At 67.6% G+C, this 21,181-nt stretch carries 24 protein-coding genes, 1 pseudogene and 1 riboswitch; of the genes and pseudogenes, 12 read left to right on the top strand and 13 right to left on the bottom strand.

Annotated elements, in window-relative coordinates:
• Positions 1 to 19: 19 nt before the first annotated feature.
• Positions 20 to 1,447 carry a tRNA uridine-5-carboxymethylaminomethyl(34) synthesis GTPase MnmE gene (gene mnmE, locus D5041_RS11160; RefSeq protein ID WP_265284745.1) on the bottom strand — a complete coding sequence of 476 codons (1,428 nt, stop codon included), beginning with the start codon at positions 1,445 to 1,447 and terminating at the stop codon, positions 20 to 22.
• Between the two features lie 160 nt (positions 1,448 to 1,607).
• Here mnmE and D5041_RS11155 point away from each other — a divergent pair, with 160 nt between their 5' ends.
• Entirely contained in the window at positions 1,608 to 1,925 is a 318-nt protein-coding gene (locus D5041_RS11155) for a DUF3579 domain-containing protein (protein ID WP_010108186.1), read from the top strand.
• Between the two features lie 14 nt (positions 1,926 to 1,939).
• Here D5041_RS11155 and D5041_RS11150 read toward each other — a convergent pair whose 3' ends face one another.
• Entirely contained in the window at positions 1,940 to 3,028 is a 1,089-nt protein-coding gene (locus D5041_RS11150) for a DUF6817 domain-containing protein (protein WP_010108184.1), read from the bottom strand.
• Positions 3,029 to 3,173: 145 nt separating this feature from the next.
• Between D5041_RS11150 and D5041_RS11145 the strand changes: the two genes are divergently transcribed.
• A complete protein-coding gene (locus D5041_RS11145) occupies positions 3,174 to 3,344 on the top strand; it encodes a hypothetical protein (protein WP_010108182.1) in 171 nt (56 codons plus the stop codon).
• A 52-nt stretch (positions 3,345 to 3,396) separates the two neighbouring features.
• On the opposite strand, the gene D5041_RS11140 is transcribed toward D5041_RS11145, so the two are convergent.
• From D5041_RS11140 to D5041_RS11095, 10 genes and pseudogenes are all read right to left on the bottom strand, one after another.
• Positions 3,397 to 4,458 carry an XdhC family protein gene (locus D5041_RS11140; RefSeq protein WP_265284744.1) on the bottom strand — a complete coding sequence of 354 codons (1,062 nt, stop codon included), beginning with the start codon at positions 4,456 to 4,458 and terminating at the stop codon, positions 3,397 to 3,399.
• Positions 4,459 to 4,485: 27 nt separating this feature from the next.
• Positions 4,486 to 5,079 (bottom strand): SRPBCC family protein, encoded by a 594-nt coding sequence (locus D5041_RS11135; protein ID WP_265284743.1) that lies wholly within the window; start codon positions 5,077 to 5,079, stop codon positions 4,486 to 4,488.
• Positions 5,080 to 5,140: 61 nt separating this feature from the next.
• A pseudogene (locus D5041_RS11130) lies at positions 5,141 to 5,320 on the bottom strand (SRPBCC family protein); the annotation flags it as partial.
• Positions 5,321 to 5,369: 49 nt separating this feature from the next.
• Positions 5,370 to 6,599 (bottom strand): vWA domain-containing protein, encoded by a 1,230-nt coding sequence (locus D5041_RS11125; RefSeq protein ID WP_265284742.1) that lies wholly within the window; start codon positions 6,597 to 6,599, stop codon positions 5,370 to 5,372.
• 17 nt (positions 6,600 to 6,616) lie between these two features.
• Positions 6,617 to 7,549 carry an AAA family ATPase gene (locus D5041_RS11120; RefSeq protein WP_407702258.1) on the bottom strand — a complete coding sequence of 311 codons (933 nt, stop codon included), beginning with the start codon at positions 7,547 to 7,549 and terminating at the stop codon, positions 6,617 to 6,619.
• A gap of 58 nt (positions 7,550 to 7,607) precedes the next feature.
• Entirely contained in the window at positions 7,608 to 8,399 is a 792-nt protein-coding gene (locus D5041_RS11115) for an FAD binding domain-containing protein (RefSeq protein ID WP_265284740.1), read from the bottom strand.
• 13 nt (positions 8,400 to 8,412) lie between these two features.
• The gene (locus D5041_RS11110) at positions 8,413 to 10,800 is read right to left on the bottom strand and encodes a xanthine dehydrogenase family protein molybdopterin-binding subunit (RefSeq protein WP_265284739.1); all 2,388 of its coding nucleotides are present in this window, start codon (positions 10,798 to 10,800) and stop codon (positions 8,413 to 8,415) included.
• A 35-nt stretch (positions 10,801 to 10,835) separates the two neighbouring features.
• Complete coding sequence (locus tag D5041_RS11105) at positions 10,836 to 11,306, bottom strand: (2Fe-2S)-binding protein (RefSeq protein WP_010104914.1); 471 nt, start codon at positions 11,304 to 11,306, stop codon at positions 10,836 to 10,838.
• Between the two features lie 71 nt (positions 11,307 to 11,377).
• Positions 11,378 to 11,893 (bottom strand): GNAT family N-acetyltransferase, encoded by a 516-nt coding sequence (locus D5041_RS11100; protein ID WP_265284738.1) that lies wholly within the window; start codon positions 11,891 to 11,893, stop codon positions 11,378 to 11,380.
• Positions 11,890 to 12,174 (bottom strand): type II toxin-antitoxin system TacA family antitoxin, encoded by a 285-nt coding sequence (locus tag D5041_RS11095; protein WP_265284737.1) that lies wholly within the window; start codon positions 12,172 to 12,174, stop codon positions 11,890 to 11,892. The genes D5041_RS11100 and D5041_RS11095 overlap by 4 nt, the downstream gene beginning before the upstream one ends.
• A gap of 355 nt (positions 12,175 to 12,529) precedes the next feature.
• Here D5041_RS11095 and D5041_RS11090 point away from each other — a divergent pair, with 355 nt between their 5' ends.
• From D5041_RS11090 to metF, 5 genes are all read left to right on the top strand, one after another.
• Positions 12,530 to 12,901: a DNA-binding protein gene (locus tag D5041_RS11090; RefSeq protein ID WP_265284736.1), complete on the top strand. Its 372-nt coding sequence runs from the start codon at positions 12,530 to 12,532 to the stop codon at positions 12,899 to 12,901.
• 150 nt (positions 12,902 to 13,051) lie between these two features.
• The gene (locus D5041_RS11085) at positions 13,052 to 14,119 is read left to right on the top strand and encodes a hypothetical protein (RefSeq protein WP_265284735.1); all 1,068 of its coding nucleotides are present in this window, start codon (positions 13,052 to 13,054) and stop codon (positions 14,117 to 14,119) included.
• A 73-nt stretch (positions 14,120 to 14,192) separates the two neighbouring features.
• Positions 14,193 to 14,283: riboswitch (S-adenosyl-L-homocysteine riboswitch) on the top strand.
• A gap of 68 nt (positions 14,284 to 14,351) precedes the next feature.
• Positions 14,352 to 15,785 carry an adenosylhomocysteinase gene (gene ahcY / locus D5041_RS11080; protein WP_265257324.1) on the top strand — a complete coding sequence of 478 codons (1,434 nt, stop codon included), beginning with the start codon at positions 14,352 to 14,354 and terminating at the stop codon, positions 15,783 to 15,785.
• A 20-nt stretch (positions 15,786 to 15,805) separates the two neighbouring features.
• The gene (locus D5041_RS11075; RefSeq protein ID WP_265284734.1) at positions 15,806 to 16,591 is read left to right on the top strand and encodes a TlyA family RNA methyltransferase; all 786 of its coding nucleotides are present in this window, start codon (positions 15,806 to 15,808) and stop codon (positions 16,589 to 16,591) included.
• Positions 16,588 to 17,439 carry a methylenetetrahydrofolate reductase [NAD(P)H] gene (gene metF / locus D5041_RS11070; protein ID WP_265284733.1) on the top strand — a complete coding sequence of 284 codons (852 nt, stop codon included), beginning with the start codon at positions 16,588 to 16,590 and terminating at the stop codon, positions 17,437 to 17,439. Before D5041_RS11075 ends, metF begins: the two co-directional genes overlap by 4 nt.
• 25 nt (positions 17,440 to 17,464) lie before the next feature.
• Here metF and D5041_RS11065 read toward each other — a convergent pair whose 3' ends face one another.
• Positions 17,465 to 18,358 carry a 23S rRNA (adenine(2030)-N(6))-methyltransferase RlmJ gene (locus tag D5041_RS11065; protein WP_265257327.1) on the bottom strand — a complete coding sequence of 298 codons (894 nt, stop codon included), beginning with the start codon at positions 18,356 to 18,358 and terminating at the stop codon, positions 17,465 to 17,467.
• Between the two features lie 183 nt (positions 18,359 to 18,541).
• On the opposite strand from D5041_RS11065, the gene rplM reads away from it, so the two are divergent.
• The 5 genes from rplM to erpA all read left to right on the top strand — a co-directional run bounded on the left by rplM (position 18,542) and on the right by erpA (position 21,127).
• A complete protein-coding gene (rplM, locus tag D5041_RS11060) occupies positions 18,542 to 18,985 on the top strand; it encodes a 50S ribosomal protein L13 (RefSeq protein ID WP_265257328.1) in 444 nt (147 codons plus the stop codon).
• Positions 18,982 to 19,374 carry a 30S ribosomal protein S9 gene (gene rpsI, locus D5041_RS11055; RefSeq protein WP_010104898.1) on the top strand — a complete coding sequence of 131 codons (393 nt, stop codon included), beginning with the start codon at positions 18,982 to 18,984 and terminating at the stop codon, positions 19,372 to 19,374. Before rplM ends, rpsI begins: the two co-directional genes overlap by 4 nt.
• Positions 19,375 to 19,480: 106 nt before the next feature.
• Positions 19,481 to 20,194 (top strand): DUF6776 family protein, encoded by a 714-nt coding sequence (locus D5041_RS11050; RefSeq protein ID WP_010104896.1) that lies wholly within the window; start codon positions 19,481 to 19,483, stop codon positions 20,192 to 20,194.
• A gap of 105 nt (positions 20,195 to 20,299) precedes the next feature.
• Positions 20,300 to 20,701 (top strand): bactofilin family protein, encoded by a 402-nt coding sequence (locus D5041_RS11045; protein WP_010104894.1) that lies wholly within the window; start codon positions 20,300 to 20,302, stop codon positions 20,699 to 20,701.
• A 60-nt stretch (positions 20,702 to 20,761) separates the two neighbouring features.
• Positions 20,762 to 21,127, top strand: coding sequence for an iron-sulfur cluster insertion protein ErpA (erpA, locus tag D5041_RS11040; RefSeq protein ID WP_010104892.1), 366 nt, complete (start codon positions 20,762 to 20,764; stop codon positions 21,125 to 21,127).
• Positions 21,128 to 21,181: the final 54 nt, after the last annotated feature.

The raw sequence follows: 21,181 nt of genomic DNA, 5'->3' as shown, positions 1-21,181 counted from the left end.
CAGGCACCGGCGCGCGCGCCTACTTGCCGATGCAAAAGCGCGAGAAGATCGCGCCCAATAGTTCGTCCGCGCCAAACGCTCCGGTGATCGCGTTCAGCGCGTTCAGCGCCAAGCGCAGTTCTTCGGCCAGCAGGTCCAGCGCCGGGTCCTGGGCCTGCAATTGCTCCGAGGCCTCGTGCAGGTGGGCCGATACCGCCTGCAAGGCCTCGACGTGCCGGGCGCGGGCGATGCAAATGCCTTCGGGGGCCGATTGCCAGCCCGCCACTTCGAGCAGGATGCGCCGCAGGCCGTCCAGCCCCTCGCCGGTGCGGGCGGACAGGCGCACGGCGGGACGCGCAGCGCCCGCGGCCGGGGGCGCCGGCGCCGCCAGAGCGCAGTCGGTCTTGTTCCAGACATCGATCACCGCAACCGCCGGGGACAATTTCTGCGCCAGCGCGTGCTCTATGGCTGCGTCGTCGGCCATGTATTGCGCCGCGCCCGCGCGTGACAGGTCGTGCAGAAACAGCACCGCATCGGCGGCGGCGATCTCGTCCCAGGCACGGGCGATGCCCATGCGCTCCACCGCGTCGGCGCTGCTGCGCAGGCCTGCGGTGTCGATGACGTGCAGGGGCACGCCCTCGATCTGTATGGTCTGCTCTACCTTGTCGCGCGTGGTTCCCGCAACCGGCGTGACGATGGCCAGTTCGGCCCCCGCGAGCGCGTTGAGCAGCGAGCTCTTGCCCGCATTCGGCTGGCCGGCGATGACCACCCGGATGCCCTCGCGCAGCAGCGCGCCCTGGCGCGCACGCTGCATCACGCAGTCCAGGGTGCGCTGCAATGTCGAGAGCTGGCCCCGGGCGTCGGCCTGGCGCAGGAAGTCGATCTCTTCTTCCGGAAAATCGAGCGTGGCCTCGACCAGCGTGCGCAGGTGAATGAGCGCGTCGCGCAGGCTGTGGATCTCGGCAGAAAAGGCGCCGCTCAACGAGCGGCTCGCGCTGCGCGCCGCGGCCTCGGTGCTTGCGTCGATCAGGTCGGCAATCGCCTCGGCCTGGGCCAGGTCGATCTTGTCGTTGAGAAAGGCGCGCTCGGTGAACTCGCCCGGCTGCGCCACACGCAGGCCGGGCAGGCAGGCCCGGCCCGTTGCCGGGTCCACGCTGGCGCCGGCCTCCAGGCAGCGCGCGAGCAGCAACTGCAGCACCACGGGCCCGCCATGGGCCTGCAGTTCCAGCACATCTTCGCCCGTGTAGCTGTGCGGACCGGGAAAGTACAGCGCCAGCCCCTGGTCGATGGCCTGCCCGCGCGCGTCGCGAAACGGCAGATAGCTTGCCTCGCGTGGCCTGAGCGCGCGCGCGCACAGGGCCTGCACCAGGGCGCCGATCGAGTGGCCCGATACCCGCACGATGCCGACCGCCCCGCGCCCCTGGGCGGTGGCGATGGCAACAATGGGGTCGTGGTGGCGGGCCGGCATGGGTGGGGACTTTAGCGGGATCGATGAAGCCTGCGCGGAGTTGCATTCCTTGCGCACGAACATGGCGGCCCACTCTTATATAAGAGTTAGAATGCCGCAGCCCGCGCTAGCGGCAGGCAGTGATCCTGCGCGCACCGCGCCCCCTCCCCCTCGACCCCCGATGGCCTCCCCCTCCTCCCACACAATCTGCATTCGGGGCATCACCCACGAAGGGAAAAGCTTTCGCCCCAGCGACTGGGCCGAGCGGCTGGCCGGTGTGATGAGCCGCTTTCGCCCGGGGGAAGTCCGCCTTGGCAGCCATCTGAGCTATTCGCCCTGGTGCGTTCCGACCACCATCGACGGCGTGAAGTGCGTGCTCGTGCACAGCGACCTGCGCGCGCACGAGCCCATGGCCTGGGATTTCGTCATCCACTTTGCGCGCGACAACGAACTGCAGTTGATCCCGGCCGGCCTGCCGCCCGACGAGCCTGCGGCCTGAAGCGCGGCAGGAATTCAGTCGCGCAGCGCGAGGTTGTTCAGCTTGTCCAGCCGCTCGGGCCAGCTGCCGTCTACCGTGGCGCCCTGCAGCAGGATGCGCGTCCAGGCGATCCAGGCCTCCCATTGCACGCGCTTGTCCCAGGAATTGCCCCAGACGCAGAACAGCTGCAGGGCGCTGCTCGCCGCGGCCCTGGCCTCGTCCCTGCGGCCGGCCGTGAGGTACAGCTGCGCCAGCGTCATTTGCGACTCGCCCACCCAGGGGTTGTGGCGCACGGCGTTCTCGAGCACGCCCGTGGCCACGTCCAGGTCCACCAGGGGCTGGTCCTGCTGGACGACCGCCCAGTACAGCGCGCTGGCGGCCGCCTCGTCGGACGCGGACAGGTTCTGGCTGCAATGCGCGAACACCGGCGGAATGGGCAGCAGGTCCTTCAGTGCCGGGTGCTGCAGCGCCTGCCCCAGCGCGCTGATCTGGTGCAGCATGCGCCCCGTGGGTCGCATGGGGCCGGGCCACAGCGAGGCCGCCCAGTGCGCGGTTTGCGGGCGCTGCTGCACGTCGGGGAAGCGCGAGTAGACATCGTCCTGCCAACTGGACCATTGCTCGATGGTGTCGGCCATGCTGACGATGATGAACACCGCCACCTCGTAGGGCGTGAGCACGTGGCGCTGGCCGTCCTTCTCCAGCACCAGGCTGCCGTCGGCCTCCAGCGCGTGGGCCAGCACCCGCTGCACGAACTGCGTGCGCGACTGGGTGCAAAACAGGTACACCAGATGCTCGGCGGACTCGCCCATCAGGCCCCGCATCCGCGCCCGCTCCTTGGCCGGGTCGAACTTCACGAGGTCCACGAACGCATTGCCGTACACGCTGTGCAGCAGCCCCAGGAGGCGCACGTCGCGCGGTTGCTGCCAGACGCTCAGCGAGCGGGCCACGCCCACGAGGTGGTGGCGGAACGTTCCCGCCTTGTGCCAGTCCTGCCCCACATTGCGCGCCAGCACGGTGGGCAGCATGGGTGCCAGATCGGGGTCACGCGCCAGCCACTCTTCGTCGAGCAGCGACTGTGCACGGGAGAACAGGTCGGGGTCCAGCGGGTGGAAAGGCAGGCTCATGGTTTTTTCGTCTCCAATTGTTCAGTTTGTGAGGGCCGCAGTATCGCTGCTTGCAAGCGACGAATGCAAGCCTTGTGGGCCGTGCAACAGGGCCCGGATGTGGCCTAATGGCGGTTTTATTTTTTCACTCCCGCAGAGAATGACCATGGGCAACAAGATCGTCACCGAAGCAGACCGCAAGCGCACTCCTCCCCCGAAGCCCATGCCCGGCGTAACACTGCGCACCCCCGGCCGCGGCCAGCGTGTGAGCCTGGAGCGCGGCATCACGACGCGCAGCAAGAAGAACCCCGGCAAGCGTTCACGCAAGGGCGGTTGATGCGCCCACGGGGAGCCGCCCGCCCTGCCCTGCCCCAAGGACACAGGGCGTTCTAGCGCGTTGCGCAGACCTGCGCCCCGGGGTCGTTGTGCGCGAGCTCGCGCTCGTTCTTCGCCTGCGCCACTTGCACGTCGCGTGGCAGGCACACGCCGTTTTTGACCGCAAGAATTTCCGCCATCACGCTCACGGCGATCTCGGGCGGGGTCTTGCTGGCTATGTAGATGCCGATGGGGCCGCGCAGCCGCGCCAGGCCCTCACTGGTCTGACCGAAATGCCCGATCATGCGCGCGCGGCGCGCCTCGTTGTTGCGCCGCGAGCCGATGCCGCCGACGTAGAAGGCGTCGCTGCCGAGCGCCTCGAGCAGCGCCAGGTCGTCGAGCTTGGGGTCGTGCGTGAGCGCCACCACGCAGCTGCGGCGGTCCGGTTGGAAGGACTGCACCACGTCGTCGGGCATGCCGCTGACCAGGCGCGCGCCGGGCACGCTCCAGCTCCTGCGGTACTCCTCACGCGGGTCGCAGACAGTCACGGCAAAGCCGTTGAACAGGGCCATGGTCGCGAGGTACTCGGTCAGTTGCCCGGCGCCGATGAGCAGCATGCGGTACTCGGGCCCAAAGGTGTTGCTCAGTTGCTGCGCATCCAGCGCCAGGTCTGCCGCGGCCGGCGCGGCAGACAGGGTGACCGCGCCGTCGGCCAGGCGCACGCTGCGCTGCACCAGGCGTCCGGACCCGAGCAGCGCCAGCAGTTCGGCGAGCCGCAGCGGATCCGGGTCGTATTCCAGCAGCAGTTCCAGCGTGCCGCCGCAGGGCAGACCGAAGCGGTGGGCCTCGTCGGCGCTGACGCCGTACTTCAGGAACGCCGGCGGCCCGCCGGGGATGCCACCCGCCGCCGGGGCCTGCGCGGCATGGGCGCTGCTGTAGCGCGCGATCAGGTCGTCCTCGATGCAGCCGCCCGAGACCGAGCCGACCAGCGCGCCGTCCTCGCACAGCGCCAGGATCGACCCCACCGGCCGGGGCGACGAGCCCCAGGTGCGCACCACCGTCGCGAGCAATGCGCGCTGCCCTGCGGCGCGCCAAGCGTGCAGCGCGCGCAGCACCATCAGGTCCAGATTTTCCATGGCCAGGGTCCTCCGTTCGGGGGCGGCTCAGCTGCGGCTGAACCACCAGAGCAGCAGCACCAGCGCGGCTGCGCCAGCGGCCCATATCCAGCGCGGCACAACGCCGCCGCCCGCGGCCGCAGAGGCTGCATCTGCGGCCTGCGCCGGATCGGCGCGCGGGTGGCGGCGCTGCATTTCTTCGTCGAAGCGCTTGAAGAAGTCTTCGGCCATGCTTTTCGCAGCGCCATCGATGAGCCGCTGGCCCAGCTGGGCGATCTTGCCGCCCACGCTGGCGTGCACGCTGTAGTGCAGTTCGCAGCCCGGCGACCCGGTCGCATCCGCGGGCAGCGGCGCCAGCCTGACCTGCGCATGGCCCTTGGCAAAACCGGCGACACCGCCCGATCCGTCGAAGGCCAGGCGATAGCTCTCGGGCGCGACGATGTCGCTCAGCGTGATTTTTCCCGCGAACTTGGCGGACACGGGGCCGATCCTGAGCGCCATGGCGACGGCGTACTGGTTCATGCCCGTGGGGTCGATCTTTTCACATCCTCCTATGCACAGCTTGAGCACCTCGGGGTCGTTGAGCGCGTCCCAGGCCTGTTGCTGGCTCACGGCAAGGGGGCGGCTGGCTTGCATTTCCATGATGGGGGTTCCTTTTGGGGTGATGGTCTGCGATGGATGCGCTGCATCCTGTCTATTGCCGCAGCATGATTTTTCCCGCGAACTTGGCGGACACGGGGCCGATCCTGAGCGCCATGGCGGCGGCGTACTGGTTCTCGCCCGTGGGGTCGATCCTTTCAAGCTTGAGCACCCCGGGGTCGTTGAGCGCGTCCCAGGCCTGTTGCTGGCTCACGGCAAGGGGGCGGCTGGCTTGCATTTCCATGGGGGTTCCTTTTGGGGTGATGGTCTGCGATGGATGCGCTGCATCCTGTCTATTGCCGCAGCAGGCTGGCCAGGCTCGCGGCCAGATCCTGCAGGCAGCCCAGGTTGTGCACGGCCAGCACGCCGTGCGCCTGGCGCTGCAATTCGGCAGCGCCGCGCGCCGTGGGCGCGTAGCCCGCGAAGCGCAGCAGGGGGTTGAGCCACAACAGCCGGCCGCAGTGGCGGCGCAGCCAGCCCAGTTCCTGCGCCAGCGCCTCGGGAGCGCCGGTATCCAGGCCGTCGCTGATCAGCAGCACCAGCGTGCGCCGCCCGACCAGGTGGCGGGCGTGCCGCAGGCGCAGCCGGGCCAGGCTCTCGCCGATGCGCGTGCCGCCAGCGAAATCGGCGATGGCCTGGTTCGCGGCCAAGAGCATGGCGTCGGTGTCGGCCAGGCGGAACGCGGGCGTGAGATCGCTCAGGCCCGTGCCAAAGGCAAACACGTCGCGGCGCAGCGCGGCGCCGCCGGCGCAACGGGCATGGCGCGGCGCGGTGGCCGCGTGCAGAAAGGCCAGCAGCAGGCGGGCGTAGCGCTCCATGGAGCCCGACACATCGACCAGCACGAGCAGCGGCAGCGGCTGCCGGCGCCGTTGCAGCAGCGGCAGTCGCAGCAGCTCGCCCCCGCTGCGCACCGCGTGCTGCATGGCGCCGGGCCAATGCGGGCGGCTTCCACGTGCCCCGGGGCGCAGCCTGCGCGCGGCGTAGTGCGGCAGCGGCAGGGGGACGTCGCGGGCCAGGCGCTCGGCGAGCAGGTATTCGCTCGCCGAGAGCTGGTTGAAATCGGCCTGCCGCAGCCGCCGCAGCGCGCTGGCCGTCATCGCGGCGTCGAATTGCAGCTTCTCCTCCTCGCGTGCCCCGCTGCGCGCCGCGTGCACCGGGGCCAGCGCCTCGCTCACCCGCGGGCGGCGCTGCGCGCGGGCAGCCCGGGATTCGGCGCCGGGCAGCATCTGCGCGAGCAGCCTTTGCGCCAGTTCGGGGTTGCGGAAATAGGCGTCGAAGAGCTCCCGAAACAGCATGCGGTCCTGCGCGCGGCTGAGCAGCACGGCCTCGAGCGCGGCGCCAAAGTCGTCCCGCCGCAGGCCCACCAGCAGCAGCGCCCGCTGGGCCAGCGCCATGCGCGCCGCGTCCACCGGAACGCCGGCGCGGCGCAGCGCGCGGCCAAAGCCGCTGAGGTTGTCCGCCAGCTTGCCGCTGCGCGCGTCGCCCCAGGGGGTGAGCGCAGGGGATGGGGAGATCGAAGCCATGCGGGCAGCGGCGTCCTTCAGGCCTGCGCCGGCAGCGGCCCGAGCAGTTCCAGCGCCATCTCCCGGGTCAGGGCCGCCACGTCCTCGCGCTGTTTGAACAGGATTCCCGCGGTGTCGGACACCACCTCGGGGTCGATCACGACGGTGTCGAGCGCGACCAGGGCCTTGGCCCATTCCACGCTCTCGGCAATGCCGGGCGCGCGCTGGAAGGCTTCGGCAAAGGGCTGGCTGCGCAGGCGACCAACGAACTCTGCGACCTGCGCGCTCAGCGCCGCACTCGCGCCGGGCGCCTGGGCGCGCACGATGGCGAGTTCGCGCGCGCGCTCGGGGTAGTCGAGCCAGTGGTACAGGCAGCGGCGCTTGACGGCGTCGTGCAGGTCGCGCGTGCGGTTGCTCGTCAGCAGGGTGACCGGCGTGGCCGTGGCACGCACGGTGCCAATCTCGGGAACGCTCACCTGGTACTCGCCCAGGTACTCGAGCAAAAAAGCCTCGAACGGCTCGTCGGCGCGGTCCACCTCGTCGATCAACAGCACCGCGCCGGGCGCGGGCGCCTGCAGGGCCTGCAGCAGGGGGCGGCGGATCAGATAGCGCTCCTGGTAGACCTCGCGCTCCAACTGCCCCATATCGGCGCCACCCCGGCCTTCGGCGGCGCGCATGTGCAGCAACTGGGCCGCGTAGTTCCATTCATAAAGCGCCTCGCGCTGCTCCAGCCCGTCGTAGCACTGCAAACGAATCAGGCTGCGCCCCAGCACCTGGCTCAACGCCTGCGCCAACGCCGTCTTGCCCACACCGGGCGCGCCTTCGAGCAGCAGCGGGCGCTGCAGGCGCAGCGCCAGAAACAGCGCTATGGCCAGGCGCCGGTCGGCAAAATAGCCGGCGTGTTGGAGGGCTTGTAGCAGGGTATCGACGGAGAGTGGATCAGGTGCCGGGGCGGGAGCGTTCATGGCCATTTGATTATCAAAAAAGCCCACGCCATCAATAAACCCATTGCCGAAGCATGCAGACGGATCACCCCACCATCCGCGCCACCGCCCGCTGCGTCTGCACGCTAATCAGCTGCGCGCGGTAAATGGCGCTGGCATGGATATCGGTATTCAGGTCGCTGGCGTCGATTTTTACCGCGGCGGCCGACTCGGGGGTCAAGTTGCGCGTGAGCGCGGCCTCCAGCGCCGTGTGGCGGAATACGCTGCTGGCCGCGCCCGTCACGGCCACGCGCACGCCGTTGTCGGTCTGCGCGACGAATACGCCCACCAGCGCAAAGCGCGATGCGGCCTGCTTGAACTTCAGGTAGGCCGCGCGCTTCGGGATCGGGAAGTGGATGGCCGTGATCAATTCCCCCTCCTGCAGCGCCGTGCTGTACATGCCCAGAAAGAAATCGTCGGCAACGATCTCGCGCCGGTTCGTGAAAATGGTCGCGCCCAGGCCGAGCACCGCGCTGGGGTAGCAGGCGGCGGGGTCGTTGTTCGCCACCGAGCCGCCCAGCGTGCCGCGCGCGCGCACTTGGCGGTCGCCAATATGCGCTGCCAGGTCGGCGAGCGCCGGGATCGCGGCGCGCACCTCGGCGCTGCGCGCAACGTCCATGTGCCGTGCCATGGCGCCAATCGCCAGCGCGTTTCCTGCGCGGCGGATTCCGGCCAGCTCCGCGATGCCGGCGAGGTCGATGAGCTGCTCGGGGTTGGCCAGGCGCAGGCGCATCGAGGGCAGCAGGCTCTGCCCGCCGGCGATCAGCTTGCCGCCCGCAGCGGCCAGTTGCGCGGCGTCGGCCAGGGTCGCGGGGGTTTCGTAGGTGAATGTGTACATGCTGCTTCTCCTCTCAGGCCTTGGCGTTTTGCATCGCTTGCCACACGCGGTGCGGCGATGCGGGCATGTCGAAGTCGCGCACGCCCAGCGGGCGCAGCGCGTCGAGCACGGCGTTGATCACCGCGGGCGGCGCGCCGATGGCCCCGGCCTCGCCGCAGCCCTTGGTGCCCAGCGGGTTGTGCGTGCAGGGCGTGCACACATGGCCCAGCTTGAACAGGGGGAAGTCGTCCGCGCGCGGCATCGCGTAGTCCATGAAGCTGCCGCTGAGCAGTTGGCCGGTTTCGCGGTCGTAGACGCAGTTCTCCAGCAGCGCCTGCCCTATGCCCTGCACCAGGCCGCCGTGCACCTGGCCCTCGACGATCATGGGGTTGATGATGGTGCCGAAGTCGTCCACCGCGGTGAAGCGATCGACCCGCGTGGCGCCGGTGGCGGGGTCGATCTCGACCTCACAGATATAGGTGCCCGCGGGGAAGGTGAAGTTGGTCGGGTCGTAGAAAGCGGTTTCGTTCAGGCCGGGTTCGAGCGTGTCGAGCGGGTAGTTGTGCGGCACATAGGCGGTGAGCGCCACCTGGCCGAAGGGGATTTTCCTGTCCGTTCCCCGGACGCTGAATTCGCCGTTGGCAAAGTCGATGTCGGCGTCGCTGGCTTCCATGAGGTGCGCGGCGATTTTCTTCGCCTTGGCCTCGATCTTGTCCAGCGCCTTCATGATCGCCGTGCCGCCCACGCTGATCGAGCGCGACCCGTAGGTCCCCATGCCGAAGGGCACGCGGCCCGTGTCGCCGTGCACGATGTCCACGTTCTCCACCGGGATTCCCAGGCGCGCCGCGACCACCTGCGCAAAGGTGGTCTCGTGCCCCTGGCCGTGGCTGTGCGAGCCGGTGAAAACGCTCACGCTGCCCGTGGGATGCACGCGCACTTCGCCGCATTCGAACAGGCCGGCGCGCGCGCCCAGCGCGCCGGCGATGTTCGACGGTGCAAGGCCGCAGGCCTCGATGTACGACGAATAGCCGATTCCGCGCAGCAGGCCCTTGGCCGCGCTCGCCGCCTTGCGCGCGTCGAACCCCGCCACGTCGGCCAGCTGCTGCGCCTGCGCCATGCAGGCGTGGTAGTCGCCGGTGTCGTATTGCAGCGCCACCGGCGTCTGGTGGGGGAAGGTGCTGATGAAGTTGCGCCGGCGGATCTCGTCCTGGTCCAGGCCCAGTTCCCAGGCGCAGCGGGTGACCAGGCGCTCGAGCAGATAGGTGGCCTCGGGCCGGCCCGCGCCGCGGTACGCGTCCACCGGCGCCGTGTTGGTAAACCAGGCGTCCACCTGCACGTGGATCAGCGGCGTGGTGTACTGGCCGGCGAGCAGCGTGGCGTACAGGATGGTCGGAACGGCGCTCGCAAAGGTGCTCAGGTACGCGCCCAGGTTGGCGTCGGTGTGCACGCGCAGCGCCAGGAACCTGCCGTCCTTGTCCAGCGCCATCTCGGCGTGGCTGACGTGGTCGCGGCCATGCGCGTCGCACAGAAAGGACTCGCTGCGGTCGGCCACCCATTTGATGCTGCGCGTGAGCTTCTTGCTGGCCCAGGTCAGGCACACGTCTTCGGCGTACAGATAGATCTTCGAGCCGAAACCGCCGCCCACGTCGGGGGCGATCACGCGCACCTTGTGCTCGGGCAGGCCGAGAACGAAGGCCGTCATGAGCAGGCGCTCGACGTGCGGGTTCTGGTTGCTCACGTACAGCGTGTATTCGTCGTTCGCCCGGTTGTAGTTGGCAATCGCCGCGCGCGGCTCGATCGCGTTCGGGATCAGGCGGTTGTTCACGAGGTCGATCCGGGTGACGTGCGCCGCGTTGGCAAACGCCGCGTCCACCGCACCCTGGTCGCCGAGCGCCCATTTGAAGCAGTTGTTGTCCGGGGCGGCGTCGTGCAGGGCGGCGCCGGCGACGGCGCCCGAGGCCGCGTCGCAGACGCTGACCACGGCGGGCAGCACCTCGTAGTCCACGGCAATCAGTTCCGCCGCATCGCGCGCCTGCTGCTGGGTCTGCGCCACCACCATGGCGACGTGGTCGCCCACGTAGCGCACCTTGTCCTGCGCCAGGATGGGGTGCGGCGGCTCCTTCATGGGCTCGCCGTTGGTGCCGGTGATGAGCCAGCCGCAGGGCAGGCCGTTGACCTTGTCGGCCGCCACGTCGGCGCCGGTGAACACCCCCAGCACGCCGGGCGCGGCCCGCGCGGCGTCGGTGTCCACGCGCGCGATCCTGGCGTGCGCATGCGGCGAGCGCAGGAACACGGCGTGGCTTTGCGCGGCCAGCACCACGTCGTCGGTGTACTGCCCGGCGCCGGTCAGAAAGCGGTAGTCTTCCTTGCGCCGCAGCGATTCGCCGATGTACGGCAGTTTGGAAAAATCGGATGCACCCATGGTCCTTGTCTCCTCAGAGTCGTTGTGCGCGGGGGTCAGGCGCAGGCCATGGCTTTTTGGCCGGTCTGCACCGCGCGCACGATGTTCTGGTAGCCGGTGCAGCGGCAGATATTGCCCTCGAGCAGTTCGCGGATCTCTTCTTCGCTCGCGTCGGGATGGTTGCGGCACAGATCGACCGCGCTCAGCACCATGCCGGGCGTGCAAAAGCCGCATTGCAGACCGTGGCATTCCTTGAACGCCGCCTGCATCGGGTGCAGCGTGCCATCGGCTGCGGCCAGGCCCTCGATGGTGGTCACCTCGGCCCCCTGCGCCTGCACCGCGAGCATGGCGCAGGACTTCACCGCGTCGCCGTTCACGAGCACCGTACAGGCCCCGCACTGGCTGGTGTCGCAACCCACATGGGTGCCGGTCAGCGCAAGCTGCTCGCGCAGCGCGTGAACGAGCAAGGTATTCGGTGGAACGTCAACGCTGAGCGCGCGCCCGTTGACCGTGAACTGGACTTGCATCTGGCTGTCTCCTGAAGAGGTATTGGCTGGATTGAGCCCGCACATCTTCTGCTCCAGCCATGCGCCGACCTCTAGGGAACAACCCTTGGTTTTCTGGCAAAACGGCGCGCATCCTTGAGCAGCAAAATTAATTGCCGCTCGTGCATTGGCGTCGACTCGAAGCCAAAACGGCGATAAAACGCATCAGCATCTGCGTCCATGGGGTGTGTCAGCAGAGCCCGGATACCCGCTTGCTCAGCAATCGCAATCGCCCGGCGGATGGCGTCCTGCAACAGGCTGAAACCGAGACCCCGCCCTTGGTAGTCGAGAGCGACGGCAAGTCTCGCCAGAATGACCAGCGGGATCGGGTACTGACCCATCCCGTGGCGAACCCGCTCGGGCGCCTCAAGCGTGTCGATCTGGCCAACAGTCAGGCTGAAGTACCCTGCAACGCGATCCCCATCGCAGACGACGAAAGTTCTCGCCGAACCGCTACCCTGGGCTTGGCGTGCGTGGCGCAGCAGCCAATCGGTGAGGGCCGGTTTTCCGCAGTCAAACGCTTCCAGCCGATGGCGCGTATCGAGTGGCTGCGGCGCACACAGATTCATCCCTCGGTCCAAACCGGATGCCGAGAGAACAGATCGGCCAAGCCAGGATTTTCAGATTCCGGACGATCCAGCATTTCCAGAAATCCTTGGTACTGGCTGCCGGAAACCATCAACAATCGCTGGTCGAGCAAGGTCTGCTCTGCCGCTTGGCACGCGGCATCGAGGATGAAATCCGTCAGTGATTTGTGCACGAGTTCAGCGGCACGACGCAGAACGACTTCCTGTTCCGGTGTGGCACGCAGTCCGAGCCGGGCCGAACGGGTGAGAGCAGCGGCAGGCATGAAAAGCCCCTCCAAATATGAAAAACGGACTGAATGCTAGTCCAAGTGGGACAAAGTGGCGTCAGGTACAGCGCCGTTTGATCGCCATCGTCCTTTGCTCCTTCCCCCACAAGCACCGCCTCTTGCTGCTTGCGTTTGGCCCTCACCCATCACACCCAGTCAGCGGCGTGGAAACAGGTCGACCGCCAACGCCCCCTCGGCACCGGCCACGTCGGTGTTCATGCCGCTGTCGGTGCATGGTCGGGTCGCGTCCGGGGCGCCCTGCTTGCGCGGGTACAGCCTCTTCGAGCAAGCAATCAGGAATGCGAAAAATATGCATAGAATATGCTTTGCTACAACGCTTCGGAGCAACGCCATGACTGCCACTGCCTTTGCGGACATGCTCGAATCGGCGCGGGAGGCTGACAGCCCGCTCTTTTCGGCCGCCAACATCGCCACAACCCTGGGCCTGCAACACCAGGATCTGGCCACGCTGGCAGGAGTGCACCGCAACACACTGCGCACCCACCCCGAGTCCCCGCGGCTCCAGCGCGCGTTGCGTGACCTGATGCGCGTGCTGTCAGCCGCGATGGCCGTGCAACCGGACGCCCAACGCGCCATCTTTTTGGTCAAAAACGAGCCCATCCCCGTCTTTCGCCACAAGACCCTGCTGCAACTGGTTCAGGAAGGACGCACGGAGGATGCGATCGACTACCTGGAGTCGATCAGCGCCGGGTTTGCCGGATGATCCTGTACGATCCGCCGGCCGACCCCGGAACGTATGTGGGGGTCTGCGCCATCTCCCACGCAGCACCACCGGACGACGGCATGGTACTTGCGTCTCTTTGCTTTTTGATTCACCAATATGCGACATTTACTCTCATCCCCGGCTCATGCCATGGCGCCCCGCACCCGCTTACCGTCCTGGCTGTCTGCCTGCTTTCTTGGCCTGACCCTTGCCGCCTGCGGAGGAGGCGGCGGCAGTAACGGCAGCGGCGACTCTGGCTCCGGCAACGGTGCTGACGACACAAGAACCGCCAACCCCTTCATTGCTCCGGCCGGGGCGCTGTGCGCCCAACGCGATGCCAACAGCAATAACTGCATTCAGCCCACCTCGTCCTCCACCGATGAACAGGCGCTGTTCGATGCCATCAGCGACCCCAACGGCTCGGTGATCGACTTCGACGGCCCGGGCTACATGGAGAACGAACTCTTCTCCGTCGGCAAGATATCCATCACCTCCTACGGCATGGCGCGGCGCCGCATCCAGGCCGGGCGCAATGCCTTTACCGTGGATGGCAGGCGCTACGGGGAGGGCAAACGCAGCCAGTCCGGGGAAGATATCCGCTATGTCTACAAAGGTGATCGCGGGAGCAACGTCACCGTCGAACTCATCAAAAGCATGGGCCATCGGAAGGAAACCCTCTGGGGCATCGGACTCCGCGAGGACGAGCGCGCCACCACACCCGACACGACGGGAATCTCCTGGACTACCGTGTTCGGAGTGCTTACCGACCAAGCCGACGCCCCCAAGACCCGGAAAGTGCGCTATGTGGGTACCGTCTGGACATTGACCGGCACGGACGGTCGCATTCTGGAGGTAGAAGACGTTACCTACGAGACCGAGTTGGATACGGTCACAGGCAGGCTCGCCGGGGTCCGCATCGACTACACCAATCCCAAAACCCGGAAGTACATGCAGCTGGAATTGCCCGAGTTGAAGTTCGAGAACTCGCGGCTCGACAGCGCCTCGCGCCAGCAGCGCACCAGTGTCCAGACCGGAATCACCTCATACAACCACAGCTTTACCCTTGATGGTCTGGAAGGCGAGATCCTGGGCAAGCAGGCCGCGAGCATCTACCTCGTGGGCGGGGGCGCCAAGGGCGCTTTGCAAGTGACACTGAGGCGCAAGGACCAGATGGAGAGCGACGCTGTCATCAACGTCCCCTTCTCCGCCACGCCCTGAACCCCGTACCGACCGCGAGCCACGGCTTGCCCACGCCGTCCTTGCGGCGCGCGGGGGACTTTTTATAATCCGCGGCTCCGAGGAGCGTTGCAGCGCCCCCAGCACCGGCGGGGCGTGAGGCTCGGAGTCAGCAGAACCTGTTTGCGCAACGACGCTCATCCACTTTGCGTGCGATGGGGCGCGTCCTCCTCCCGCGCGTAGTGGCTTGGCAAACCTGCTTTGGAGCATCCATATGAACGCACGAGTCGAGGCCCCCGTCCATGCCGATTGCCGCGTCGCCGACATCGGCCTGGCCGGGTGGGGACGCAGGGAAATCCGCATCGCCGAAACCGAGATGCCCGGCCTGATGGCGCTGCGCGAGGAGTTTGCCGCGCGCCAGCCGCTCGCGGGCGCGCGCATCGCCGGCAGCCTGCACATGACGATTCAGACGGCGGTGCTCATCGAGACCCTGCAGGCCCTGGGCGCGCGCGTGCGCTGGGCCTCGTGCAATATCTTCTCGACGCAGGACCACGCCGCGGCCGCGATCGCCGCGACCGGAACGCCGGTATTCGCCGTCAAGGGCGAGACGCTCGCCGACTACTGGGACTACACGCACCGCATCTTTGACTTTGGCGCCGCCGACACCGAGGGCGAGGGGCCTGACATGATCCTGGACGACGGCGGCGACGCCACGCTGCTGATGCATCTGGGCCGGCAGGCCGAGCAGGACCCGTCCGTGCTGGAGCACCCCGCAAGCGCAGAGGAGCGCGCCCTGTTCGCCGCCATCGCGTCCCGGCTGGCCGCCGACCCGGGTTGGTACCGCCGCAAGAGCGCGCGCATCCTCGGCGTGACCGAGGAGACCACCACGGGCGTGCACCGGCTCAAGGAAATGTCGGCGCAGGGCCGGCTCATGTTCCGTGCCATCAACGTGAACGATTCGGTGACCAAGTCCAAATTCGACAACCTCTACGGCTGCCGCGAATCGCTGCTCGACGGAATCAAGCGCGCCACCGACGTGATGATCGCCGGCAAGATCGCCTGCGTGGCCGGCTACGGCGACGTGGGCAAGGGGTCGGCGCAGGCGCTGCGCGCGCTCAGCGCCCAGGTGTGGGTGACCGAGATCGACCCGATCAACGCGCTGCAGGCCGCCATGGAGGGCTACCGGGTCGTGACGCTGGAGTACGCCGCCGACAAGGCCGACATCTTCGTGACCGCCACGGGCAACAGGGACGTGATCCGCCACGAACATATGCGGGCCATGAAGGACCAGGCGATCGTCTGCAACATCGGCCATTTCGACAACGAAATCCAGGTCGCCGCGCTGGAACAGTACCCGTGGGAGGAGGTCAAGCCCCAGGTCGATCACGTGATCTTCCCCGACGGCCGGCGCATCATCCTGCTGGCCAAGGGCCGCCTCGTGAATCTGGGCTGCGCAACGGGTCATCCGAGCTTTGTGATGTCGTCGAGCTTTGCCAACCAGACGCTCGCGCAGATCGAACTGTTCACGCAGCGCGAGCGCTACCAGAGCGGCAAGGTATACGTGCTGCCCCGGCACCTCGATGAAAAGGTCGCGCGCCTGCACCTTCGGAAGGTCGGCGCGGTGCTCACCGAACTCACGCCCGAGCAGGCCGCGTACATCGGGGTTCCCCGGCAGGGGCCGTACAAGCCGGAAACCTACCGCTACTGATGCCTGATGCCTGATGCCCGATGCGCGCAGATGTTTTCTTGCTGCAATCCGGGAATGCCGCGACGCGCTCGCAGGCGCAGCGGCTGATCGCGTCGGGGGTTGAATGGCGCCCGCCTTGCGGGTCGCCGTGGCGCCGGGTGGCGAAGAACGGGGACGAGATTCCGGCCGACGCCGAGTTGCGCCTGCTCGACGGCGCCGAGTCCCGCTACGTCTCGCGCGGGGGGATCAAGCTCGAAGCCGCCTTGCACGCGGCCGGCCCTTGCGTCGCGCAGCGGCACTGTCTGGACGTGGGCCAGGGCACGGGGGGGTTTACCGACTGCCTGTTGCAGCAAGGCGCGGCCCAGGTGCTGGGCGTGGACGTGGGGCATGGCCAATTGCACGCGCGGCTGCGCGGCGATGCGCGCGTGCTCTGCGTCGAGGGCCTGAATGCGCGCGCACTCACGGCAAGCGCTCTGCGGCAGGCGTGCGCGGCGACGCGGCAGGCCACGCCCGCCACCGAAGCCTTTGACATCGTGACCGGTGACCTCTCGTTCATCTCGCTCACGCTGGTGCTGCCCGCGCTGGCGCCGCTGCTGGCCGCCGATGGCGATCTGCTGATGCTGGTCAAGCCACAGTTCGAGTTGCAACCCGGGCAAATCGGCAAAGGCGGTATCGTGCGGGACGCGGCGCTGTACGCGGTGGTGGAGAACCGCATCCGGGGCTGCTGCGCCGACCTTGGCCTCGTGGTCCGGGGCTGGATCGACAGCCCGATCCGCGGGGGCGACGGCAACCGGGAGTTTTTTGTCTACGCAAGGAGGAACGCATGATTGCTGCCAGCGCAGAAGGCACCGGTTTTCCGGTGAGTTTCGAGTTTTTCCCGCCCAAGACGCCGCAGGGCGCGGACCGGCTGCGCGCAGCGCGCCAGGAGTTGTACACGCTGCATCCGGATTTTTGCTCCGTGACCTACGGCGCCGGCGGCTCCACGCAGGCGGGAAGCTTCGCCACCGTGCGCGAAATTCTGGCCGAGGGCATGGGCGCGGCCGCGCATTTTTCCTGCGTCGGCGCCACGCACGAATTGGTCCGCGAGCAGTTGGCCGCGCTCGAGGCCATGGGCGTGAAACGCCTGGTCGCGCTGCGTGGCGACCTGCCCAGCGGCTACGGCCTGGGCGGCGAGTTTCAGCATGCGGGCGATCTGGTGGCCTTTATCCGCGCCGAGACCGGCAACAACTTCCACATCGAAGTGGCCGCCTACCCCGAGACGCATCCCCAGGCCCGCTCGCCCGACGCCGACCTCCAGGCGTATGCGGCCAAGGTGCGCGCCGGGGCGGACTCCGCGATCACGCAGTTTTTCTACAACAGCGACGCGTACCTGCGCTTTCTCGAAGACGCCCAGCGGCTGGGCGCCGAGGTGCCCGTGGTCCCGGGAATCATGCCGATCTCCAGTTCGACCCAGCTGATGCGCTTTGCCGACGCCTGCGGGGCAGAGATTCCGCGCTGGATCCGCCTGCGGCTCCAGGCGTTTGGCGACGACAGCGCCAGCATCCGGGCATTTGGCCTGGACGTGGTGACCGATCTGTGCGATCGGCTATGCGCTGCAGGCGCGCCGGCGCTGCATTTCTACACGCTGAACCAAAGCGCCGCGGCGCTGGAGATCTGCCGCCGGCTGGGGATCTGACGCACGCCCGCGCCCGCGCCGGACCTCAGCCGCCGGATGACTCCAGGGTGTGCGCGGCGTGCCTGTCCTGCGCCAGCAACTGCACCATCTGCGGCAACGCGGCCTGCAGGGCCGCTTTCAGCGTGAAGGGCGGGTTGATCAGGAACATGCCGCTCGCGGGAAGACCGGGGCGCCTGACCTCGCCGTCGGCGCTTGCCGTGATCCGGCTCGACTTGACGGTCAGCGTGGCGTGCAGCCAGCCCCTGCCCGCCTGGTTCGCCAGCGTCCTCAAGCGGCGCGGCAGGCCATGCGCTTCGGGGCGGGGAATGATCGGGTACCAGAACGCATAGGCGCCGGTGGCAAAGCGCGCGAGCGCGTCGGTGGCGAAGTCCAGAACCTTGCCGTAGTCGCTCTTTATCTCGTAGCTCGGGTCGCACAGCACCAGGGCGCGCCGCGCCGGCGGGGGCAGGAATTTCCGCACGCCCGCAAAGCCGTCCTCATGCAGCACGGCGAGTTGGCGGCCCGCCTCCAGTTGCGCCACGTTGCCCGCGAGCGACCGCAGGTCGGTCGGATGCAATTCAAACAGCTTGAGCCTGTCGTGCGCGCGCAGCAGGCGCTGCACGATAAAGGGCGAGCCCGGGTACACCCGGGGGGTGTCGCCGGGGTGGTTGAAGGCGCGCACCAACTCCACGTAGGACTGCAACGCCGGGGCAAGCGCCGGCACCGCGGGGGCGAAGAGACGCGCCACGCCGTGCGTGGCCTCGCCGCTGGTGCGCGCGCAGTCCCCGTCGAGCCGGTACAGGCCCGCGCCCGCATGCGTGTCGAGCACGGTCAGGGCCGCGTCTTTTTCGATGAGGTGCTGCAAGGCGGCGATCAGCACGGTGTGCTTGAGCACATCGGCATGATTGCCCGCGTGGAAGGCGTGGCGATAGCTGAACATGCTCCGATGGTAACGGCGCGGCGCCGCGCTCCCCCGAGAAGTTCGTATAATCGCGGGCTTCGCAGCGTTTTCGTGGTCCCGCGGCGAAGATCGACGTCCACCGGAGAGGCTTCCCAACAAGAGTTGCACCGACCGTGGATGAAAGGACCACCAAACCACCCCACCCTTTCTTGGGAACCCCCCATGCCCACATTCAGCGCAAAACCCGCTGAGGTCGTGCACGAGTGGTTTGTGATTGACGCGACCGACAAGGTCCTCGGACGAGTAGCCAGCGAAGTTGCTCTCCGTTTGCGCGGCAAACACAAGGCCATCTACACGCCTCACGTCGATACCGGTGACTACATCGTCATCGTCAACGCCGCCCGGCTCAAGGTCACCGGCACCAAGTCCCTGGACAAGGTGTACTACCGGCACTCGGGCTACCCCGGCGGAATCAAGGCCACGAACTTCCGCGACATGCAGGCCAAGCACCCCGGCCGCGCGCTGGAAAAAGCGGTCAAGGGCATGCTGCCCAAGGGCCCCTTGGGCTACGCGATGATCAAGAAACTCAAGGTGTACGGTGGTGCCGAGCATCCCCACACCGCCCAGCAGCCCAAGGTGCTGGAAATCCAGGGAGCCTCGAAATGATTGGTGCATGGAACAATGGCACGGGCCGGCGCAAGTCCAGCGTCGCGCGCGTATTTCTGAAAAAAGGCAGCGGCAAGATCACGGTCAACGGCAAGGACATACAGTCCTACTTCGGCCGCGAAACCTCGATCATGATCGCCAAGCAGCCCCTGGCGCTGACGAACCATGCCGAGAGCTTCGACATCCGCATCAACGTGCACGGCGGGGGCGAATCCGGCCAGGCCGGTGCGGCGCGCCACGGCATCACCCGCGCGCTCATCGACTACGACGCTGCGCTCAAGCCCGTCCTGAGCCAGGCCGGTTTCGTGACGCGCGACGCGCGCGAGGTGGAACGCAAGAAGGTCGGCCTGCATTCCGCACGCCGCGCCAAGCAGTTCTCCAAGCGTTGAGCTGGTCCGGACTCCCTTCCCGGCGCGCGGTATCCCCGGCTTGGGGCCCTGTGTCCCTGCCCTGCTCGGCAGAAAACCGCCCAAGGGCGGTTTTCTTCTCATCACCATGCGCTTTCGCCTTCTGCGCCACCGGCTGACCATCAGCGCCCCCCGGGTTGCAGTCCGCAGCGCCCTGCCCTGGCCCTTTCGCTGGCTCGCCCTGGCCGTGCTGCTGGGCCTGTGCGCAGTCGCCGCGTTCCGGGTTTTCGATTCCGGGAAACCCGTCGTCGCCAGGCTGGATGCCGGCACGCGCGCCGAGTGGCTCGCGCTCAGGAGCGAGCTTGCCAGCCTACACGAGCAGGAGCGCCAGCGGCAGGCGGTGGCGCTCACGGCCGAAAGCCTGCTCGCCGCCGAGCGCGCCGCCAAGGAAAGCCTGCTGGCGCAGGTGCGGCAATTGCAAGCGGACAACCAGACGCTGCGCGAGGACCTGGGCTTCTTCGAAAAGCTGATTCCCGCTGCCAAGACGCAGGGGCCGGCGATTCGCGCCCTGCAGGCGGAAGTGCTCGCGGGAATGCAGTTGCGCTGGCAGGTGCTGGTCATTCAGGCCACGCGCAACGCGCCCGACTTCAACGGGAGTCTGGAGCTGATGCTCGCCGGCACCCGCGACGGCAGGCCCTGGACGCAGACCCTGCCGCCGCAGGGGCAGCCGCTGCAGCTCAGGCAATACCGCCGCGTCGAGGGCGTGTTCGACCTGCCGCCGAACACCGTGGTAAAGACTGTTACCGCACGTGTGCTGGAAGGCACGGCAGTGCGTGCCGTGCAGACCATGGCGCTCAAATAGGCCCCGGCTTGCAGATGCGCCAGCCGGGAGTGGGTGTATCGTCGGGCGTTGCCAACCCGCATGCCGGCCGCTTGGCCCAGCCGCATCTCCAGGAGCCCGGATCCTATGTTTTCCCGCAAGAAGCAACCCCCCATCAAAAGCCTGATCGCCCAGGGCAGCAGGATCGAGGGGGAGGTGCATTTTTCCGAGGGTCTGCGCATCGACGGCGAGGTGGTGGGGGACATCTGCGCGCAGCCGGAGCAGCCCAGCATCCTCGTGATCTCCGAGACGGCCCGTGTCGAGGGCACGGTGCACGCTCACCACGTCGTCATTGGCGGCCAGATGATCGGCCCCGTGCATGCGCAGTTCCTGGAGTTGCAACCCAGGGCGCGGGTCACGGGCAGCGTGCATTACGCGGCGCTGGAGATGCACCAGGGGGCCGTGGTTGCCGGGCAACTGGTTCCCGCAGAGGCGGCCGTGCTGGTCGAAGGAAAGCCCCCACTGGAGTTGGCGTCCAGCCACCCGTGATGTGAACCCGAGCGCTTGGCAGTAGTATTGCCCCTTAGCCCCTGAACCCGGAGTATCCCCATGAACGCTGTTGCAGAAAACATCCAGACCGAAATCCCCGAACCCATTCTGTTTACGGACAGCGCGGCGGCCAAGGTGGCGGACCTGATCGCCGAAGAGGGCAACCCCGAGCTGAAGCTGCGCGTCTTCGTGCAGGGCGGCGGTTGCTCGGGATTCCAATACGGTTTCACCTTCGATGAAATCACCAACGAAGACGACACCACCATGACGAAGAACGGTGTCTCGCTGCTCATCGACGCCATGAGCTACCAGTATCTCGTCGGCGCCGAGATCGACTACAAGGAAGACCTGCAGGGCGCGCAATTCGTCATCAAGAACCCGAACGCGACCAGCACCTGCGGCTGCGGTTCGAGCTTCTCCGCGTAAATTGCCGCGCATGAAAACAACCGCCTTCGGGCGGTTTTTTTTCGCCCCCGCGGG

The organism is Verminephrobacter aporrectodeae subsp. tuberculatae, assembly GCF_026127385.1.
Taxonomy (GTDB): Bacteria; Pseudomonadota; Gammaproteobacteria; order Burkholderiales; family Burkholderiaceae_C; genus Acidovorax; species Acidovorax aporrectodeae.
Note: the sequence above shows the minus strand (reverse complement) of the source record. Positions and strands in the feature narration are given on the sequence as shown.

Excerpts from the sequence above, each read along its gene's own strand:
- mnmE (WP_265284745.1), bottom strand. The coding sequence starts at position 1,447 with ATGCCGGCCCGCCACCACGACCCCATTGTTGCCATCGCCACCGCCCAG.
- D5041_RS11155 (WP_010108186.1), top strand. The coding sequence starts at position 1,608 with ATGGCCTCCCCCTCCTCCCACACAATCTGCATTCGGGGCATCACCCAC.
- D5041_RS11150 (WP_010108184.1), bottom strand. The coding sequence starts at position 3,028 with ATGAGCCTGCCTTTCCACCCGCTGGACCCCGACCTGTTCTCCCGTGCA.
- D5041_RS11145 (WP_010108182.1), top strand. The coding sequence starts at position 3,174 with ATGGGCAACAAGATCGTCACCGAAGCAGACCGCAAGCGCACTCCTCCC.
- D5041_RS11140 (WP_265284744.1), bottom strand. The coding sequence starts at position 4,458 with ATGGAAAATCTGGACCTGATGGTGCTGCGCGCGCTGCACGCTTGGCGC.
- D5041_RS11135 (WP_265284743.1), bottom strand. The coding sequence starts at position 5,079 with ATGGAAATGCAAGCCAGCCGCCCCCTTGCCGTGAGCCAGCAACAGGCC.
- D5041_RS11125 (WP_265284742.1), bottom strand. The coding sequence starts at position 6,599 with ATGGCTTCGATCTCCCCATCCCCTGCGCTCACCCCCTGGGGCGACGCG.
- D5041_RS11120 (WP_407702258.1), bottom strand. The coding sequence starts at position 7,549 with ATGGCCATGAACGCTCCCGCCCCGGCACCTGATCCACTCTCCGTCGAT.
- D5041_RS11115 (WP_265284740.1), bottom strand. The coding sequence starts at position 8,399 with ATGTACACATTCACCTACGAAACCCCCGCGACCCTGGCCGACGCCGCG.
- D5041_RS11110 (WP_265284739.1), bottom strand. The coding sequence starts at position 10,800 with ATGGGTGCATCCGATTTTTCCAAACTGCCGTACATCGGCGAATCGCTG.
- D5041_RS11105 (WP_010104914.1), bottom strand. The coding sequence starts at position 11,306 with ATGCAAGTCCAGTTCACGGTCAACGGGCGCGCGCTCAGCGTTGACGTT.
- D5041_RS11100 (WP_265284738.1), bottom strand. The coding sequence starts at position 11,893 with ATGAATCTGTGTGCGCCGCAGCCACTCGATACGCGCCATCGGCTGGAA.
- D5041_RS11095 (WP_265284737.1), bottom strand. The coding sequence starts at position 12,174 with ATGCCTGCCGCTGCTCTCACCCGTTCGGCCCGGCTCGGACTGCGTGCC.
- D5041_RS11090 (WP_265284736.1), top strand. The coding sequence starts at position 12,530 with ATGACTGCCACTGCCTTTGCGGACATGCTCGAATCGGCGCGGGAGGCT.
- D5041_RS11085 (WP_265284735.1), top strand. The coding sequence starts at position 13,052 with ATGGCGCCCCGCACCCGCTTACCGTCCTGGCTGTCTGCCTGCTTTCTT.
- ahcY (WP_265257324.1), top strand. The coding sequence starts at position 14,352 with ATGAACGCACGAGTCGAGGCCCCCGTCCATGCCGATTGCCGCGTCGCC.
- D5041_RS11075 (WP_265284734.1), top strand. The coding sequence starts at position 15,806 with ATGCGCGCAGATGTTTTCTTGCTGCAATCCGGGAATGCCGCGACGCGC.
- metF (WP_265284733.1), top strand. The coding sequence starts at position 16,588 with ATGATTGCTGCCAGCGCAGAAGGCACCGGTTTTCCGGTGAGTTTCGAG.
- D5041_RS11065 (WP_265257327.1), bottom strand. The coding sequence starts at position 18,358 with ATGTTCAGCTATCGCCACGCCTTCCACGCGGGCAATCATGCCGATGTG.
- rplM (WP_265257328.1), top strand. The coding sequence starts at position 18,542 with ATGCCCACATTCAGCGCAAAACCCGCTGAGGTCGTGCACGAGTGGTTT.
- rpsI (WP_010104898.1), top strand. The coding sequence starts at position 18,982 with ATGATTGGTGCATGGAACAATGGCACGGGCCGGCGCAAGTCCAGCGTC.
- D5041_RS11050 (WP_010104896.1), top strand. The coding sequence starts at position 19,481 with ATGCGCTTTCGCCTTCTGCGCCACCGGCTGACCATCAGCGCCCCCCGG.
- D5041_RS11045 (WP_010104894.1), top strand. The coding sequence starts at position 20,300 with ATGTTTTCCCGCAAGAAGCAACCCCCCATCAAAAGCCTGATCGCCCAG.
- erpA (WP_010104892.1), top strand. The coding sequence starts at position 20,762 with ATGAACGCTGTTGCAGAAAACATCCAGACCGAAATCCCCGAACCCATT.